Origin of the sequence: Novosphingobium bradum, assembly GCF_042646485.1 — a bacterium.
Lineage (GTDB): Bacteria > Pseudomonadota > Alphaproteobacteria > Sphingomonadales > Sphingomonadaceae > Novosphingobium > Novosphingobium bradum.
Genome location: NZ_JBHRTQ010000010.1, coordinates 23,094 through 38,750 on the forward strand (window position 1 = coordinate 23,094; position 15,657 = coordinate 38,750).

Sequence of the window (15,657 nt, forward strand, 5' to 3'; positions counted from 1 at the left end):
TGGTCACCCGGCTCTCGTCCCAGGGGCGCACTTTCGGGGGGGCGTCGAAGTGCTCCCAGTTGGCGAGGATATGGTGCGCCGCCGCCTCGCCGAAGACGAAGCATTCGAGCAGCGAGTTGGAGGCGAGGCGATTGGCGCCGTGCAGCCCGCTTTCGGTGCATTCGCCCGCGGCATAGAGGCCGGGCAGGTCGGTGCGGCCATCGAGGTCAATCATCACCCCGCCGCAGGTATAGTGCTGGGCGGGGACCACCGGGATTGGCTGGCAGGTCATGTCGATCCCCAGCCCCAGCAGCTTCTCGTGGATCGTGGGGAAATGGCCGCGCACGAATTCGGCGGGCATATGGCTTATGTCGAGGTGAACGTAGTCCAGCCCGTACTGCTTGATCTCACTGTCGATCGCGCGGGCAACGATATCGCGCGGGGCCAGCTCCATCCGCTCGGCATCGTAGAAGGCCATGAAGCGCTTGTTGGTGCGCGGGTTGATCAGCCGCCCGCCCTCGCCGCGCACAGCCTCGGTGATGAGGAAGTTCTTGACCTCCAGGTTGTAGAGGCAGGTCGGGTGGAACTGCATCATCTCCATGTTGCCCACCCGCGCGCCCGCGCGCCAGGCCATGGCGATACCATCGCCCGTGGCGCCGCGCGGCGCGGTGGAGAACTGATAGACCCGGCCCGCCCCGCCGGTGGCCAGCATGGTCGCCCGGGCGGTGTGCGCTTCCACCTTGCCGGTGGCCTCATCCAGAGCATAGACCCCCCAGACCCGGCCCGAGCCCGAATAGCGTTCCTCGTGGTGGCCGGTGATGAGATCGATGCAGGTGCGCCCGGCCAGCAGGGTGATGTTGGAACTGGCCTCGGCCGCCTTGAGCAGCGCCGCCTGGACCGCCCAGCCGGTCGCATCGTCAACGTGGACGATCCGCCGGTGCGAATGTCCGCCCTCGCGGGTGAGGTGGAGATTTTCGCCGTCGGAGTTGAACGGAACGCCCAGCTCCACCAGCCGGTCGATCGCACCGGGCGCCTGGCTGATCACGAATTCCACCGTTTCCTGGCGGTTCAGCCCGGCACCGGCCACCATGGTGTCGCGCACGTGGTTCTCGAAGGTGTCGCCGGCATCGAGCACGGCGGCGATCCCGCCCTGCGCCCAGGCGGTGGAACCGCTGGTCAGCGAACCCTTGGCCAGGACCAGCACCTTGAGCCGTTCCGCCAGCGCCAGCGCCGCGGTCAGCCCGGCCGCGCCCGATCCGATCACGATGACGTCGTGTTCCATTGCCGGGCTCTCCCTGGTCAGGCCGCGTGGGCCGCGCTGGTGAGCGCCACGAACACGTCTTCCAGATCGGCCTCGCGGGTGGTCACATCGTCAATCGCCAGGCCGTGCCCCTGAACCAGCGCCAGGACCTCGCCGGCATTGGTGCGGTCCTTGTCGTAGGTGATCTCGATCGTCCGCTCCCCGGTCACCTGGGCCTTGAGGAAGGCCGGGTGGCTGGGCAGGCTGGCGCCGGCGGGCAGATCACGGTCAAGGGTGAGGACGACGATCTTCTCGCGCGCGGTGGAAAGCAGCTCGGCGGTGGACTTGTTGGCGATCAGCCGGCCGTGGTTGATGATCGCGATCCGGTCGCACAGTTGCTCGGCCTCTTCGAGGTAATGGGTGGTCAGCACCACCGTCACCCCTTGCGCGTTCAGTTCGCCCACAAGCTCCCACAATTGCCGGCGCAGTTCCACGTCGACCCCGGCGGTCGGCTCGTCAAGCACCAGCACGGGGGGCGAATGGACCATGGCCTTGGCGATCAGCAGCCGCCGCTTCATGCCCCCTGAAAGCGTGCGGGCATAGGCATTGGCCTTGTCCGAAAGATGCACCGCGCCCAGCAGTTCGAGCGTGCGCCGTGCCGCGCGTGGGACGCCATAGTAGCCGGCCTGGATCTCCAGCACCTCGGCAGGCGTGAAGAAGGGATCGAACACGATCTCCTGCGGCACGATCCCGATCGAACGCTTGGCGTTGCGGACATCATGGTCGATGTCGAAGCCCCAGATCGAAACCTGGCCGCTGGTTTTCGTCACCAGCCCGGCAAGGGTGTTGATCAGGGTGGACTTGCCCGCGCCATTGGGGCCAAGCAGGCCGAAGATCGTGCCCTGGGGCACGTCGAAGCTGACATCGTCCAGCGCCAGCTTGCCCAGCTGGCCCTTGGCGCCGGCATAGCGCTTGACCAGGTTGCGGATGGAGATTGCAGCTTCAGCCATGGTCTGAGGCTCTTGCGGCAGCGCGGGCTTCGCGTAAAGGGCCGAACAAGCAATCGCCAAGGGAACCGGCACGATGAACGACCAGCCCGAGACCGTCCCCGAGACCGTTTATGTCACCACCCACCGCGTGAAGTGCGACGGCGCGGACAATGTCCCTGGCGGCGCCGCGCTGGGCCACCCGCGCGTCTGGCTGGAGATCGACGACAAGGGCTATGTCGATTGCGGCTATTGCGACCGGCGCTTCGTCCTCAAGGACGGCCACGCTCACTAACCGGCTCTTTCCCCCCGGCCCGCGCGCTCCTATATCCCGGCGATGACATCCCCGATCATCGCCGCCAATCCGCGCTCGCTGCTTTACCGTTCCGGCCAGCTTTCCCCCGAAGACGCGCAAGCTCTTGCCCGGGAAACGCTGAAGGCTTGCGACGATGGCGAGCTTTACCTCCAGTTCATCGCCAGCGAATCGTTCGGCTTTGATGATGGGCGGCTGAAAACGGCGGACTATTCGCGCGATGCCGGGTTCGGCCTGCGCGGCGTTTCCGGCGAGATGACCGGCTTTGCCCATGCCAACGAGATTTCCGTGGCCGCGATCCGCCGCGCGGGCGAAACGCTGCAATTGCTCGATCCGGCCAAGGGCGCGCGGGCCGCGCCGCCGCTGGCCACCAACCGCCACCTCTATACCGACGCCTCGCCGCTCGATGCGGTGGGCTTCGCCGCCAAGGTTGCCCTGCTCGAAACAATCGACGCCGCGGCGCGCGCGCGCGATCCGCGGGTGGTGCAGGTTTCCGCCTCGCTTTCGGCCAGCTGGTCGGTGGTCGAGATCGTCCGGCCCGACGGCTTTTGCGCCACCGACGTGCGCCCGCTGGTGCGGCTCAACGTCTCGATCGTGGCAGAACAGAACGGGCGGCGCGAGACCGGCTCGTTCGGCATGGGCGGGCGGCGGCTCTATGATGATCTGTTCCAGCCCGAAACCTGGAACCGCGCGATCGACGTGGCCTTGCAACAGGCGCTCACCAATCTCGAATCGGTCGATGCCCCGGCGGGCGAGATGACCGTTCTGCTCGGCCCCGGCTGGCCCGGCGTGCTGCTGCACGAAGCGGTCGGCCACGGGCTGGAAGGTGATTTCAACCGCAAGGGCACCAGCGCCTTTTCGGGCCGCATCGGCGAGCGCGTCGGCGCACCCGGCGTCACCGTGGTCGACGATGGCAGCCTCATGGGCCGGCGCGGCTCACTCTCGATCGATGATGAAGGCACCCCCACCCAGGAAACCGTGCTGATCGAGGACGGCATTCTCAAGGGCTATATCCAGGACCGCCTCAACGCCCGCCTGATGGGGGTGGCCCCCACCGGCAACGGCCGGCGCGAGTCCTATGCCCACGCCCCGATGCCCCGGATGACCAACACCTTCATGCGCGGCGGCCATGACGATCCGGCCGAACTGCTTGGGCGGGTGAAGAACGGCATCTTCGCCAAGGCCTTCGGCGGCGGGCAGGTGGATATCGTCTCGGGCAAGTTCGTGTTTTCCTGCACCGAGGCCTATAGGATCGAGAACGGCAAGCTCGGCGCGCCGATCAAGGGCGCCACCCTGATCGGCGACGGGCCTTCGGTGCTCACCCGGGTCATCGGCATCGGCAACGACATGGCGCTCGATGAAGGCGTGGGGATGTGCGGCAAGGGCGGGCAGAGCGTGCCGGCCGGCGTCGGCCAGCCCACCCTGCTGGTCGAAGGCCTCACCGTGGGCGGCACGGCCTAGGTTCCCGCCGCTCAGCGCCGGTTCAGCCGGGCCGTGGCACGATCGTTCCAAGCTGCCGGAGTCCCGCCATGCGCCAGACCTTCCTGATCCCCGCCCTGCTCGCCAGCGCGGTGCCCGTCGCCCCCGCCATCGCCGCGCCGCGCCCGTCGCCCGAGGCCCAGCTCGAGAAGCTGCTGGCCGGGCGGACGGCGGGCCAGCCGGTGAGCTGCATCAACCCGCGCATCAGCAGCGAAACCCAGGTGATCGACCATACGGCGATCGTCTATGGCTCGGGCCGCACGATCTACGTCCAGCGCCCCGGCAATGCCCGCGCGCTGAGCAGCGACGACGTGCTCGTCACCCGGCTGAGCGGCACCGACCAGCTCTGCGATGTCGACGTGGTCCACCTGCATGACCGATCGGGCGGCTGGTGGCACGGCTTCGTCACGCTCAACCGCTTCGTGCCCTATACCCGCACCCGGGTCGCCGCCGGCAACTGAGTCCGCCGGCCCGGCGATGCGACGAACCGCTGAGCGCGGCGGCACGTCGGTGCACCTTTGCGAATGACAAGCACTGCTGTTATCGGCACACTTGCTGGTGTGAACCCTATCGGCATGACACCGGGGCAGGTCCCCGCGAAAAGCGAAGCGCGGCAATTGCTTGCAGGACCAGTCCCGACCACCGGCGGGACGGGCCGGTTCGCCCGGCCCGGAAGCCTGTTCGGCCCGGCGGAAACCGAATGGGACGACAATCTCCCGGTTCCCCCATCGCGCCGCCCGGCCTGCGGCATCCTGGTCGCCTTCGCCAATGTCATGGTCGTGCTCGACATGACCATCGCCAATGTCTCGCTGCCGCACATCGCTGGCGACATGGGGGCCACGCTCGACCAGGGCACCTGGGTCATCACCTCCTATGCCGTGGCCGAGGCGATCTGCGTGCCGCTGACCGGCTGGCTCACCCAGCGCTTCGGCACCGTGCGGATGTTCATGATCGCGATGACCGGCTTCGGCCTGTTCTCGCTGCTGTGCGGCCTGTCGGTCACCCTGCCGATGCTGGTGGCGTGCCGGATCGGCCAGGGCGTGTTCGGCGGCCTGATCATGCCGCTTTCGCAAAGCATGATGAGCCGGCTCTACAAGCCCGAGCTGCTCCCCGCCGCCATGGCGCGCTGGTCGCTGACGATCGGGCTGGCCCCGGCCTTCGGCCCGGTGGTCGGCGGGTTCATCTCCGACCAGATCTCGTGGCACTGGATCTTCCTGATCAACGTGCCGATCGCGATGGTGGCCGTGCCGCTGGCCCACGCCTGGCTGCGCCCCGCCGAAACCGTCCGGGAGAAACGCGATATCGACAAGTGGGGCATGGCCTTGCTGGTGCTGTGGATCGGCGCGCTCCAGATCATGCTCGATCTCGGCCGCGACCGCGACTGGTTCGCCGATCCGCTGATCCTGGGGCTGGGCCTCGTCGCGCTGGTCGGCTTCGGGGTCTTCGTGATCTGGGAGCTGACCGAGGAACACCCGGCGGTCGACATCCGCATCTTCCGCCATTTCAACTTCGCGATGAGCGTCCTGTCGCTCGCGCTGGGCCAGGGCGCCTATTTTGCCGGGGTGGTCGCCGTGCCGCAGTGGCTCCAGACGACCATGGGCTATTCGGCCACCAGTTCGGGCCTGGTCACCGCGGTGGCCGCGATTTCGGGGATGATGGCCTCGCAGGTGGTGCTGCGGATCATGCTCAAGGTCGATCCCCGGGTTCTGGCCAGCTTCGGTGCGGCCTGGCTGGGCTCGACCCTGCTCCTGCGCCTCGCCTGGACCCCGCAGACCGACGGCATGACCATGGCGTGGATGCTGTTTCTCCACGGCTTCGGAATGCCCTTCATCATGATGCCGCTGTCCAGCGTCGCGCTCAGCCTCACCAGCCCCGACGAAATTCCGTCAGCGGCCGGCCTGCAAAGCTTCGTGCGGACCATGGCCAGCGCCGTGGCGACCGCCCTGGTCCTGACCGCCTGGCACACCGCCGAAATCAAGGCCCGGGCGCCGCTGGCCGGATCGCTGCACATGGACAATGCCATGGCCGATCTTGGCCGCGCCGGCCTGCCCGAACCGGCCGCGCTGAGCTACATCAGCAACCTGCTCGACCAGCAGACGATGACCCTGGGCCTGCTGGCGGTGACCAAGTTGACCGCAATCTCGATGTTCCTCTCGGCCATGGTGGTCTGGACCATGCCGCGAGTCGAGCTGACCCGGTTCAAGTCAAACCGGCAGCTGATGGACCATTAGGGTTCGGCCCAGGCACCGGGAAGCGGCACCCGCTCCTACCAGATGCGGATCTGCTGCTCGGGCGGCAGGTAAAGCTTGTCGCCCGGCTTCACCCCGAAGGCCTGCTGCCACTCGGCGAAATTGCGAACGATCCCGTTGACTCGGTACTGCGCGGGGCTGTGCGGATCGACCAGCAGCAGCTGGCGCGCGGTCTCCTCGCGGTAGCGCGAACGCCAGACCTGGGCGAAGGCCATGAAGAAGCGCTGGTCGCCGGTCAGCCCGTCGATCACCGGCGCGGGCTTGCCCGCCAGTGCCAGGTGATAGGCCCGCCAGGCGAGGCTCAGCCCGCCCAGGTCGCCGATGTTCTCGCCCAGGGTCAGCCGGCCGTTGACGCAGGTCTGCCCCGCATCGAACGGACACAGCTTGTCATACTGCGCCACCAGCCGGTCGGTCAGGGCCACGAAGCGGGCCTTGTCCTCAGCCGTCCACCAGTCGGCCAGGTTGCCGGCGCCGTCATACTTGGCGCCCTGGTCGTCGAAGCCATGCCCCATCTCGTGCCCGATTACCGCGCCGATCGCGCCATAGTTCGCCGCCGGATCGACCAAGGGATTGAAGAACGGCGGCTGGAGGATCGCGGCGGGGAACACGATCTCGTTCATCGCCGGGTTGTAATAGGCGTTCACCGTCTGGGGGAACATGAACCACTCGGCCCGGTCCACCGCCTTGCCCACGCGGGTATCGGCGAAGTCGGCCCGCCACTGCGCGCTGGCCATGGCATTGGCCAGCGGATCGCCAGGCGAAACCGCCATCCCGGCATAGTCCTTGAACGTGGCGGGCGCGCCGATCTTGGGCACGAAGGTCGCCAGCTTGGCCTCGGCCGCGGCCCGGGTCTGCGGCCCCATCCAGGCAAGGTCGGCAAGGTTCGCGGCCATGGCCTTTCGCAGGTTGGCCACCAGCCCGGCCATCTGGGCGCGGCTTTGCGCCGGGAAATAGCGCGCGGCGTAGATCCGCCCCAATTGCTCGCCCAGCTGGCTTTCCAGCACCGAAAGCCCCCGCTTCCAGCGCGGCCGCTGCTCGGGCTGGCCGCCCAGCAGCTTGCCGAAGAAGGCAAAGCTGGCCTCGTCGATCCGGCGCGGCAGGTAGGGCGCGTTGGCCGCCAGGAACTGCGCGGTCGCCCAGGCCTTCCACACCGCCACCGGCTGGCTGGCGACATAGTCGAGCATGGCCGGGAAGCCGCCGCCCATCTTCGTCTTGGCTTCCTCGGGCGAAAGACGGGCCAGGGCTAGCTGCTCGGGCGTCAGCGGCAGTTCGGCCAGCCGCACCGCGCCGGCGCCCGCGGCGCCCCGCCCCATTGCGCGGATGAAGCCGAGGAGATCGGCCCCGCGCGGCAGGGCGGCCAGCTCGGCCGGGGTCAGCTTGTGGTAGATGAGATCGTCGTTGCGAAGAACCTCGCGGTCCCATTCGATCCGCGCCATGCCCGCCTCAAGGTCATAGACCTGCTGCGCCATGACCGGGGCATCGGCATAGCCGGCTTCGGCCAGCAGCTGGGCCAGCAGCGCCTTGTAGCGGGCGCGGATCTCGGGATAGCGCGGGTTGTCGGCCAGGTAATAATCGCGGTCGGGCAGGCCCAGCCCGCCCAGCGACAGGCCCAGCGAATAGACCCCGCTTTGCTTGGGATCGGGGTCGACGCTGCCATTGATCGGGCTGGGCAGGCCCGGCTCGGCAAACAGGCGATAGAGATCGGCGGTGGTCCGCACCGAGGCGATCCGGTCCAGCCAGGGCCGGGCCGGGGCCAGGCCCGCCCGCTCGATCGCGCCCTCGTCCATGAAGGCCTGCCAGGTGGCCACCAGCCGCGCCTCTTGCGTGCCGGGCGCCGGCTTGCTCGCCACCAGTTCGCCCACGATCCCGCGCAGCCGGCTTTCCGACAGGTCGCGCAGCACCTGGAACGAGCCATAGCTGGTCCGGTCGGCCGGGATCTCGTGGGCGGCGATCCACTGGCCGTTGACGAAGCGGAAGAAATCGTCGCCCGGACGGATCGAGCGGTCGTTCCACTGCTGCTGGATGCCCGAACGCCCCCAGCCGGTCAGTGCATCCTCGGCGACCGGCGCGGCATCAGGCGCGGCGGCCATGGCCGGAACGACCGGAAACGCCAGGGCCGAAGCGGCAAGCAGAAGCAGGCGGGTCAGGGTCAACGGCTCTCGTCCTTGCAATAGGCGTCAGGTCAGCCCGAACCTTGCCGCACAGTCCTTAACCGCCGCTTGCGCGCCGCCTTACTGCGCCGCCACCGCTCGGTCGTCGAACTGGAGCGCGGCGAGGCGCGCATAGAGCCCGCCGGCGCGGCTCAACGCCTCGTGCGTGCCATCCTCGACGATTCGCCCGCCGTCCATCACCACGATCCGGTCGGCTTGGCGCACGGTCGCCAGGCGGTGGGCAATGACCAGGGTGGTGCGGCTGGCCATCAGGCGGTCGAGCGCGTCCTGCACCAGCCGCTCGCTCTCGGCATCTAGCGCGCTGGTCGCCTCGTCGAGCAGCAGGATCGGAGCCTGGCGCAGCAGCGCGCGGGCAATCGCCACGCGCTGGCGCTGGCCGCCCGACAGGCGCGAACCGTTTTCGCCGAGAAAGGTATCGAGCCCCTCGGGCAGTTCGCGCAGGAAGGCTTCGGCATTGGCCGCGCGCGCCGCTTCCCAGATGGCCTCGTCGCTGGCCTCCCAGTTGCCGTAGCGCAGGTTGTCGCGCGCATTGGCGGCGAACAGCACGGCCTCCTGCGGCACCAGGGCCATGCGGTTGCGGATTTCGGCGGGATCGGCCGAGGCCAGCGGCACCCCGTCAAGCTTGATGGTGCCGGCCTGCGGATCGTAGAACCGCTGGGCGAGCTGGAACACGGTGGACTTGCCCGCGCCCGAAGGCCCGACGATGGCCACGGTCTCGCCCGGCTCCACGCTCAGCGAGAAATCCATGATCGCCGGCAGGTCGGGCCGCGCGGGATAGCGGAAAGTCACCTTCTCGAAGGCGATCCGGCCGCGCGGCGGGGCAGGCAGGGCCATGGGCCGCGCCGGCGGGGCGATGGCCGGCTTTTCATTGAGCAATTCGTTGAGGCGGCTGGCGGCGCCCGCGCCGCGCAGCAGTTCGCCATAGACCTCGGTGAGCGCGCCGAAAGCTCCGGCCACCAGCCCGGCGGTCACCACGAAGGCGGCGATGGTCCCGCCCGAAATCGTCCCCCGCGCCACGCCCAGCGCGCCCTGCCACAAGAGCAGGGTGATCGAACCGAACACCAGCACCATGACCGTGGCGGTCATCACCGCGCGGATCGCGATACGGCGGCGGGCGGCGGCGAAGGTCTGCTCGACCACTTCGGCAAAGCGCCCGGCCTCGCGCGCTTCCTGGTTGAACGATTGCACCACCCGCATCGCGCCGAGCACCTCGGCCACCTTGGCGCCGACATCGGCGATCCGGTCCTGGCTGGTGCGCGAGGCGGACTTGAGGCGGCGCCCGAAGGTGGCGATCGGCACGATCACCAGCGGGATCACCACCAGCAGTTCAAGGGTCAGCCTGGGCGCGAGGAAGAACAGGTAGATCGTGCCGCCGATCCCGGTGATCGCATTGCGAAGCGCGATCGACACGGTGGTCCCCACCACGACCTCGATCAGCGAGGTGTCGCTGGTCATGCGCGAGGAGATTTCCTTGGGGCTGTTGGCCTCGAAGAAGCTGGGGGGCAGGCGCAGGAGATTGGCCTGGACCTTCTCGCGCAGGTCCGCAACCACGCGCTCGCCCAGCCACGACACGCAGTAGAACCGCACCGCCGTGGCCGCGCCCAGCACCAGCACGATGGCCAGCAGCCCCTCGAAGGCATGGGCGATGTCATCGACCCGCGCACCCGTGCCGAAGGCCTGGTCGACGATCGCCTTGAAGCGCATCGGGATGGCGATCGTGGCCGAAGAGGTGGTGAGCAGCGCCAGCAGCGCCAGGGTAACCTGCCGAGGATAGTTCGCCCCCAGCCGCCAGATCATGGCCAGCGGGCCAAGGCTGCGCGCGGGCTTGTCCTCGTCGGCGGGAGCGGCGGAAGTGGAAGTCGGTCGGCGGGCCATGGCCCGGGCCGTAGCGCAGCCCGGCGCGCGGCGGAAGCGGAAGCGCGGCGGATTGCCCATAATTAATCGACGCGGCGCGCGCTCACCCCACCGCCCAGGCCCGTCCAGACCCCGCCCAAGCAGGGGGAAACCCTTCATGCTGCATTGCAAAATAGTTTCACCCGGCGCATCTATGGCCAGGACAGTCCGCGCCGCGCGCGCGTCATGACGGGAACGGGTATCGTGCTGTACAACGCCTACGAACTCAATCGGGCCTTGCTGAGCGGCGCCAGCGCGCTGGCCTCGGTCACCGCCGAGCTGCTCAACAACCCAGCGCTGCCCTTTGGTTACAGCGGGTTGAGTCCGGTCATCGCCTCGGCGCTGGATGTCTTCGCCCATGCCGCCGCGCCGCGCGGCAAGCCGGCCTTCGGCATCGCCGAAGTCGTGGTCGACGGGATGGCCCACCCCATCACCGAATCGGTCGTCCTGCGCCGGCCCTTCGGCAACCTCCTGCGCTTCACCCACCCTGGCCTGGCCGCCGATGCCCCGCGGATGCTGATCGTCGCGCCGATGAGCGGCCACTTCGCCACCCTGCTGCGCGGCACCGTCGCCCGCCTGGCGGAGCGGATGGAGGTCTACATCACCGATTGGGCCGATGCCCGCCAGGTCCCGCTCGAGGACGGCCAGTTCGACCTGGATGACTATATCGACTACCTGATCGGCTTCCTCGAACATCTCGGCCCGGGCACCCATATGCTCGCGGTCTGCCAGCCTTCGGTGCCCTCGCTCGCCGCCACGGCGGTGATGGGCGCGGCCAAACACCCCTGCCGCCCGGCCTCGCTCACCATGATGGGCGGCCCGATCGACACCCGCGAGGCGCCGACCAGCGTCAACGACGTGGCCGTGACCCGCCCGCTCTCGTGGTTCCGCCACAATGTCATCGCCACCGTGCCGCTTGGCTATCCGGGCGCGGGCCGCAAGGTCTATCCGGGCTTCCTCCAGCTGGCCGGGTTCATGTCGATGAACCTGCAGACCCACCTGCAGAGCCACTACCAGATCTTCCAGCACCTGGTCGAAGGCGATGGCGAAGGCGCCGATTCCAAGAAGTCGTTCTACGACGAATACCGCTCGGTCTGCGACATGAGCGCCGAGTTCTACCTGCAGACCATCGAACACGTGTTCCAGAAGCACTCGCTGCCCAAGGGCGAATTCGTCCATCGCGGCAAGCCGATCGATCTTGGCGCGATCACCGACACCGCGATCCTCGCGGTCGAGGGCGAACGCGACGATATTTCCGGCATCGGCCAGACCAAGGCCGCGCTCAAGCTGGCCACGGGCCTGGCGAAAAGCCGCAAGGAATACCTGCTGGCCCCCGAAGTCGGCCACTACGGCATCTTCAACGGCTCGCGCTGGCGCGGCCAGATCGCGCCAGTGGTGGAACGCTTCGTCGAAACCCACCGCGCCCGCGAGCAGGCGCGCGGCTGACCTGCGGGCCGGCACGATCGCCGGCCCGCCAACCGGCGCGCTCACCCATTGCCTGACCGCCGGGCAGGCCTGATATCGGGCGGATGAGCCGGTCGCCGCCAACACCGTCCGATCGCCCGTCCGATCTTCCGCCGGAGCTGGCCGGCTGGTTCGCCGCGCGCGGCTGGCAGCCGCGCCGGCACCAGCGCGAAATGCTCGCCGCCGCGCGGGCCGGGCGCCACGCCCTGCTGGTCGCCGATACCGGGGCCGGCAAGACCCTGGCCGGCTTCCTCCCCACCCTCGCCCAGTTCTGCCCCTCGGCCGGCCCACCCCCACCCGATGGCCTGCACACCCTCTACGTCTCGCCGCTCAAGGCTCTCGCCCATGATGTCCAGCGCAACCTGCTGGCGCCGGTGGAAGAGTTGGGCCTGCCGATCCGCATCGAGTCCCGCACCGGCGACACGCCCAGCGAGCGCAAGGCCCGCCAGCGCGCCCGCCCGCCCCATGTCCTCCTCACCACGCCCGAATCGCTCTCGCTCCTGCTGAGCTATCCCGAGAGCGCGCACCTGTTCGGCTCGCTGCAACGGATCGTGATCGACGAGGTCCACGCCTTCGCGACCGGCAAGCGAGGTGATTTGCTGGCTCTCGCGCTCGCCCGGCTTTCCCGCCTCGCCCCGCAGGTCCAGCGCGTCGCGCTCTCGGCCACCCTGGCCGATCCGCAGGCCTTCCGCCGCTGGCTCTCCCCCGGCGGCGATGCCGGGCTGGTCGACCTCGTCACCGGCGAGCCCGGCGCGCCGCCCGAAATCGCCCTGCTGCTCCCCCGGGGCGAGCGCGTGCCGTGGAGCGGCCACGCCGCCGCCTGGGCCGTGCCCCAGCTCTACCAGGCGATCCGCGCCCACCGCACCACGCTGGTCTTCACCAACACGCGCTTCCTCGCCGAATACATCTTCCAGCTGCTGTGGGCCGCGAACGACGACCACCTGCCGATCGGCATCCACCACGGCTCGCTGTCGAAGGAAGCGCGCCGCAAGGTGGAGGGGGCCATGGCGCGAGGCGAATTGCGCGCGCTGGTCTGCACCGCCAGCCTCGATCTCGGGGTGGACTGGGGCGATATCGACCTCGTCGTCCAGATGGGCGCGCCCAAGGGCTCATCGCGCCTGCTCCAGCGGATCGGCCGCGCCAACCACCGGCTCGATTGCCCGAGCAAGGCGCTCTTGGTCCCCGGCAACCGCTTCGAATTCCTCGAGGCCACCGCCGCGCGCGAGGCCGCGCTCGAAGGCGAGCGCGACGGCGACCCCTTCCGCCCCGGCGCGCTCGACGTGCTCGCCCAGCACGTCATGGCCTGCGCCTGCGCCGGCCCCTTCGCGCAAAGCGCCCTGCTGGCCGAAGTGCGCTCGGCCGCGCCCTATGCCTGGCTTGACGAAGCAGGCTGGCACCGCGTCCTCGCCTTCGTCGCCTCGGGTGGCTACGCGCTCAAAGCCTATGACCGGTTCCAGCGCATCGTCCGCACGCGCGAGGGCGCGCTGGGCGAGAGCGCTGGGGGCGAGAGCGCTGGGGGCGATGCGATCTGGCGGCTGGCCCACCCCGACCAGGCCCACCGCCACCGGCTCAACGCCGGGATCATCGTCGATGCCGAGATGCTCGACGTGCGCTTCCGCAATGGCCGCTCGCTCGGCCGGGTGGAGGAAGCCTTCGGGGCCAGCCTCTCGCCGGGCGATACCTTCCGCTTCGCCGGCCTTGACCTCGAGGTGGAATCGGTCCGCGATCTCGAACTGATCGTGCGCGCCGCCCGCCGCGCCGGGGCCATCCCCAGCTACATGGGCGCGCGCATCCCGATCTCCACCCACCTCGCCGAACGCGTCCGCCGCCTGCTGGTCGACCGCGCCGGCTGGGGCCGCTTCCCTGATGACGTGCGCGAATGGCTCGAAATGCAGGACTGGCGCTCGCGCCTGCCCGGGCCGGGCGAACTGCTGGTCGAAACTTTCCCCCACCAGAGCCGCCACTACACCGTGATCCATACCTTCGAGGGGTGGAACGCCAACCAGTCACTGGGGATGCTGGTCACCCGTCGCATGGAGGAACGCGGCCTCGGCCCGCTCGGCTTCGTCGCCAACGACTATGCCTTCGGTGTGTGGAGCCTCAAGCCGGTCGACGATCCCGCCCCCCTGCTCTCGCCCGATATCCTCACCCACGAATTCATCGCCTGGGTGGAAAACTCCCACCTCCTGCGCCGCGCCTTCCGCGAGGTCGCGGTGATCGGCGGGCTGGTGGAACGGCAGCATCCCGGGAAACGCAAGTCGGGCCGGCAGGTCACCTTCTCGACCGACCTCATCTACGACGTCCTGCGCCGGCACGAGCCCGACCATCTGCTGATCGAAGCCGCCTGGGCCGATGCCCGCACCCGGCTGACCGACGTGGCCCGCGTGGCCGACGTGCTGGAGCGCGCGGGGCGCCAGGTCGTCCACGTGCGGCTCGACCGGGTGTCGCCGCTGGCCGTGCCGCTGCTGGTGATGATCGGACGCGAGAGCCTGCCCGCCGGGGCCGCCGACGACGACCTGCTGCTCGAAGCCGAAGCCCTGGCCAGCGAAGCCATGCGCCCCGACGATGCAGCACCCGCCGGCCATGCCGACGCCGCGGACTGACCAGCCCCGCCCCCGGCGAACCACGCCCGAACCCCGCCCCGATCCGGCCCCGAACCGACCCCGCTGCCGCCCGCGCGGTTCAGAGGCACGCTCACGAAAAAGGGGGCGGATCGCTCCGCCCCCTGATCGTCTTGAAAGGTCTTGCCGCGGACAGGCTTACGGAGTCGCCTTGGGCGCATTGGCCGCCTTGCCGAATTCCGAATACTGCTCGTTGCCGACGAAGCCGAACTTGGTCACGCCCGAGGCCTTGATGATGTTCAGGGCCGCGGCCGAAAGCTCGTAGCCCGCGCCCGAATCGGGCTGGAACTGAAGCTCGGGCTCAGGCTTCATCTGCAGCGTCTGCTGCAGCAGCGCCACGAACTGCCCATTGTTCACCGGCTGACCGTTCCACAACACCTTGTTGTCGTAGGTGAGGACAACCTTGTTCTTCAGCGGCTTGACCTCCGCGGTGGGTGGCGGCGGCTGGGGCGACGGAAGGTCGATATTCACCGCGTGGGTAGCAACGGGGATGGTGATGATGAACATGATGAGGAGCACGAGCATGACGTCGATCAACGGCGTCGTGTTCATTTCCATCATCGGCGAGCCATCATCCTTGCCGCCTGACATTGCCATGGGAACTTACTCCTGAAAAACGACTGGCCCCTGGGATGCGTGGTCGTTCGGGGTTTGCGTCAGCCGTTCGGGTCGACCGGGTTGGAAATGAAGCCGACGGTCGGATAGCCCGAGATCTGCACGTTGTAGATCGCACCGGCCACGCAGCGCCAGGGCGCGTTCACGTCACCGCGGATGTGGACCTGGGGCACCTTGTCCGGGTTGGCGCGCAGGGCTTCCGGACCACCTTCGCGCTTCACGATCGTGTCGAGCCGCTTGTAGGCGAGATCGCGCAGTTCGTTCGCGTCGACGGGGGTGATGTTGTTGAAGTAGATGCGGCATTCGCCATTGCGCGATGCCCCTTCATACCCCGGGTCACCCGCGCTGCGGCCGGCGTCGTCGGTGGTGGTGACGGTCAGCAGCAGGTTCTCGACCTTGTCCTTCGATTCCTGCGAGACCAGAATCGGAATGCGGAGCTTTTCGATCGTCTGGATCGCGACCGGAACCGCGATGAGGAAGATGATCAGCAGCACCAGCATCACGTCCACCAGCGGGGTCGTGTTGATGTCCGACATCGGGGTCTCTTCCCCGCCGGCGCCCATCGAAATGGCCATGAGTTACATCCTATCCTTGTATCGGACCCGGCAAGGTGGCGGACCGGCATGCAGCGGTCCGCCCCTGTCCGG

At 68.6% G+C, this 15,657-nt stretch carries 12 protein-coding genes; 6 read left to right on the plus strand and 6 right to left on the minus strand.

Translation table 11 applies throughout. The features are described 5' to 3' along the window. A partial coding sequence (gene nadB / locus ACFOD9_RS11510) for an L-aspartate oxidase (protein ID WP_379510259.1) occupies positions 1 to 1,261 on the minus strand: 1,261 nt, incomplete at its 3' end. 17 nt (positions 1,262 to 1,278) lie between these two features. Further along, positions 1,279 to 2,229, minus strand: a complete 951-nt coding sequence (locus ACFOD9_RS11515) for an ABC transporter ATP-binding protein (RefSeq protein WP_379510260.1) — start codon at positions 2,227 to 2,229, stop codon at positions 1,279 to 1,281. Between the two features lie 73 nt (positions 2,230 to 2,302). On the opposite strand from ACFOD9_RS11515, the gene ACFOD9_RS11520 reads away from it, so the two are divergent. From ACFOD9_RS11520 to ACFOD9_RS11535, 4 genes are all read left to right on the plus strand, one after another. Next, entirely contained in the window at positions 2,303 to 2,500 is a 198-nt protein-coding gene (locus tag ACFOD9_RS11520) for a zinc-finger domain-containing protein (protein WP_379510261.1), read from the plus strand. Between the two features lie 42 nt (positions 2,501 to 2,542). Continuing rightward, the gene (gene tldD, locus ACFOD9_RS11525) at positions 2,543 to 3,979 is read left to right on the plus strand and encodes a metalloprotease TldD (protein ID WP_379510262.1); all 1,437 of its coding nucleotides are present in this window, start codon (positions 2,543 to 2,545) and stop codon (positions 3,977 to 3,979) included. 68 nt (positions 3,980 to 4,047) lie between these two features. Then, entirely contained in the window at positions 4,048 to 4,458 is a 411-nt protein-coding gene (locus ACFOD9_RS11530) for a hypothetical protein (RefSeq protein ID WP_379510263.1), read from the plus strand. Positions 4,459 to 4,557: 99 nt separating this feature from the next. Further along, positions 4,558 to 6,228, plus strand: a complete 1,671-nt coding sequence (locus ACFOD9_RS11535; protein WP_379510264.1) for a DHA2 family efflux MFS transporter permease subunit — start codon at positions 4,558 to 4,560, stop codon at positions 6,226 to 6,228. A gap of 35 nt (positions 6,229 to 6,263) precedes the next feature. On the opposite strand, the gene ACFOD9_RS11540 is transcribed toward ACFOD9_RS11535, so the two are convergent. Both ACFOD9_RS11540 and ACFOD9_RS11545 read right to left on the minus strand, forming a co-directional pair. After that, positions 6,264 to 8,399: a M13 family metallopeptidase gene (locus ACFOD9_RS11540; protein ID WP_379510265.1), complete on the minus strand. Its 2,136-nt coding sequence runs from the start codon at positions 8,397 to 8,399 to the stop codon at positions 6,264 to 6,266. A 78-nt stretch (positions 8,400 to 8,477) separates the two neighbouring features. Next, complete coding sequence (locus ACFOD9_RS11545) at positions 8,478 to 10,292, minus strand: ABC transporter transmembrane domain-containing protein (RefSeq protein ID WP_379510266.1); 1,815 nt, start codon at positions 10,290 to 10,292, stop codon at positions 8,478 to 8,480. Positions 10,293 to 10,514: 222 nt separating this feature from the next. On the opposite strand from ACFOD9_RS11545, the gene ACFOD9_RS11550 reads away from it, so the two are divergent. Then, a complete protein-coding gene (locus ACFOD9_RS11550; protein WP_379510561.1) occupies positions 10,515 to 11,756 on the plus strand; it encodes a polyhydroxyalkanoate depolymerase in 1,242 nt (413 codons plus the stop codon). Between the two features lie 83 nt (positions 11,757 to 11,839). Next, entirely contained in the window at positions 11,840 to 14,377 is a 2,538-nt protein-coding gene (locus ACFOD9_RS11555) for a ligase-associated DNA damage response DEXH box helicase (protein WP_379510267.1), read from the plus strand. 156 nt (positions 14,378 to 14,533) lie between these two features. On the opposite strand, the gene ACFOD9_RS11560 is transcribed toward ACFOD9_RS11555, so the two are convergent. Together ACFOD9_RS11560 and ACFOD9_RS11565 are read right to left on the minus strand one after the other, a co-directional pair. Then, the gene (locus tag ACFOD9_RS11560) at positions 14,534 to 14,992 is read right to left on the minus strand and encodes an ExbD/TolR family protein (RefSeq protein WP_379510268.1); all 459 of its coding nucleotides are present in this window, start codon (positions 14,990 to 14,992) and stop codon (positions 14,534 to 14,536) included. A gap of 59 nt (positions 14,993 to 15,051) precedes the next feature. Then, positions 15,052 to 15,585 (minus strand): ExbD/TolR family protein, encoded by a 534-nt coding sequence (locus ACFOD9_RS11565; RefSeq protein WP_379510269.1) that lies wholly within the window; start codon positions 15,583 to 15,585, stop codon positions 15,052 to 15,054. Positions 15,586 to 15,657: the final 72 nt, after the last annotated feature.

What these genes read in the sequence shown, in the direction of transcription:
- ACFOD9_RS11515 (WP_379510260.1), bottom strand. Translation starts at nt 2,229, where the DNA reads ATGGCTGAAGCTGCAATCTCCATCCGCAACCTGGTCAAGCGCTATGCC.
- ACFOD9_RS11520 (WP_379510261.1), top strand. Translation starts at nt 2,303, where the DNA reads ATGAACGACCAGCCCGAGACCGTCCCCGAGACCGTTTATGTCACCACC.
- tldD (WP_379510262.1), top strand. Translation starts at nt 2,543, where the DNA reads ATGACATCCCCGATCATCGCCGCCAATCCGCGCTCGCTGCTTTACCGT.
- ACFOD9_RS11530 (WP_379510263.1), top strand. Translation starts at nt 4,048, where the DNA reads ATGCGCCAGACCTTCCTGATCCCCGCCCTGCTCGCCAGCGCGGTGCCC.
- ACFOD9_RS11545 (WP_379510266.1), bottom strand. Translation starts at nt 10,292, where the DNA reads ATGGCCCGCCGACCGACTTCCACTTCCGCCGCTCCCGCCGACGAGGAC.
- ACFOD9_RS11555 (WP_379510267.1), top strand. Translation starts at nt 11,840, where the DNA reads ATGAGCCGGTCGCCGCCAACACCGTCCGATCGCCCGTCCGATCTTCCG.
- ACFOD9_RS11560 (WP_379510268.1), bottom strand. Translation starts at nt 14,992, where the DNA reads ATGGCAATGTCAGGCGGCAAGGATGATGGCTCGCCGATGATGGAAATG.
- ACFOD9_RS11565 (WP_379510269.1), bottom strand. Translation starts at nt 15,585, where the DNA reads ATGGCCATTTCGATGGGCGCCGGCGGGGAAGAGACCCCGATGTCGGAC.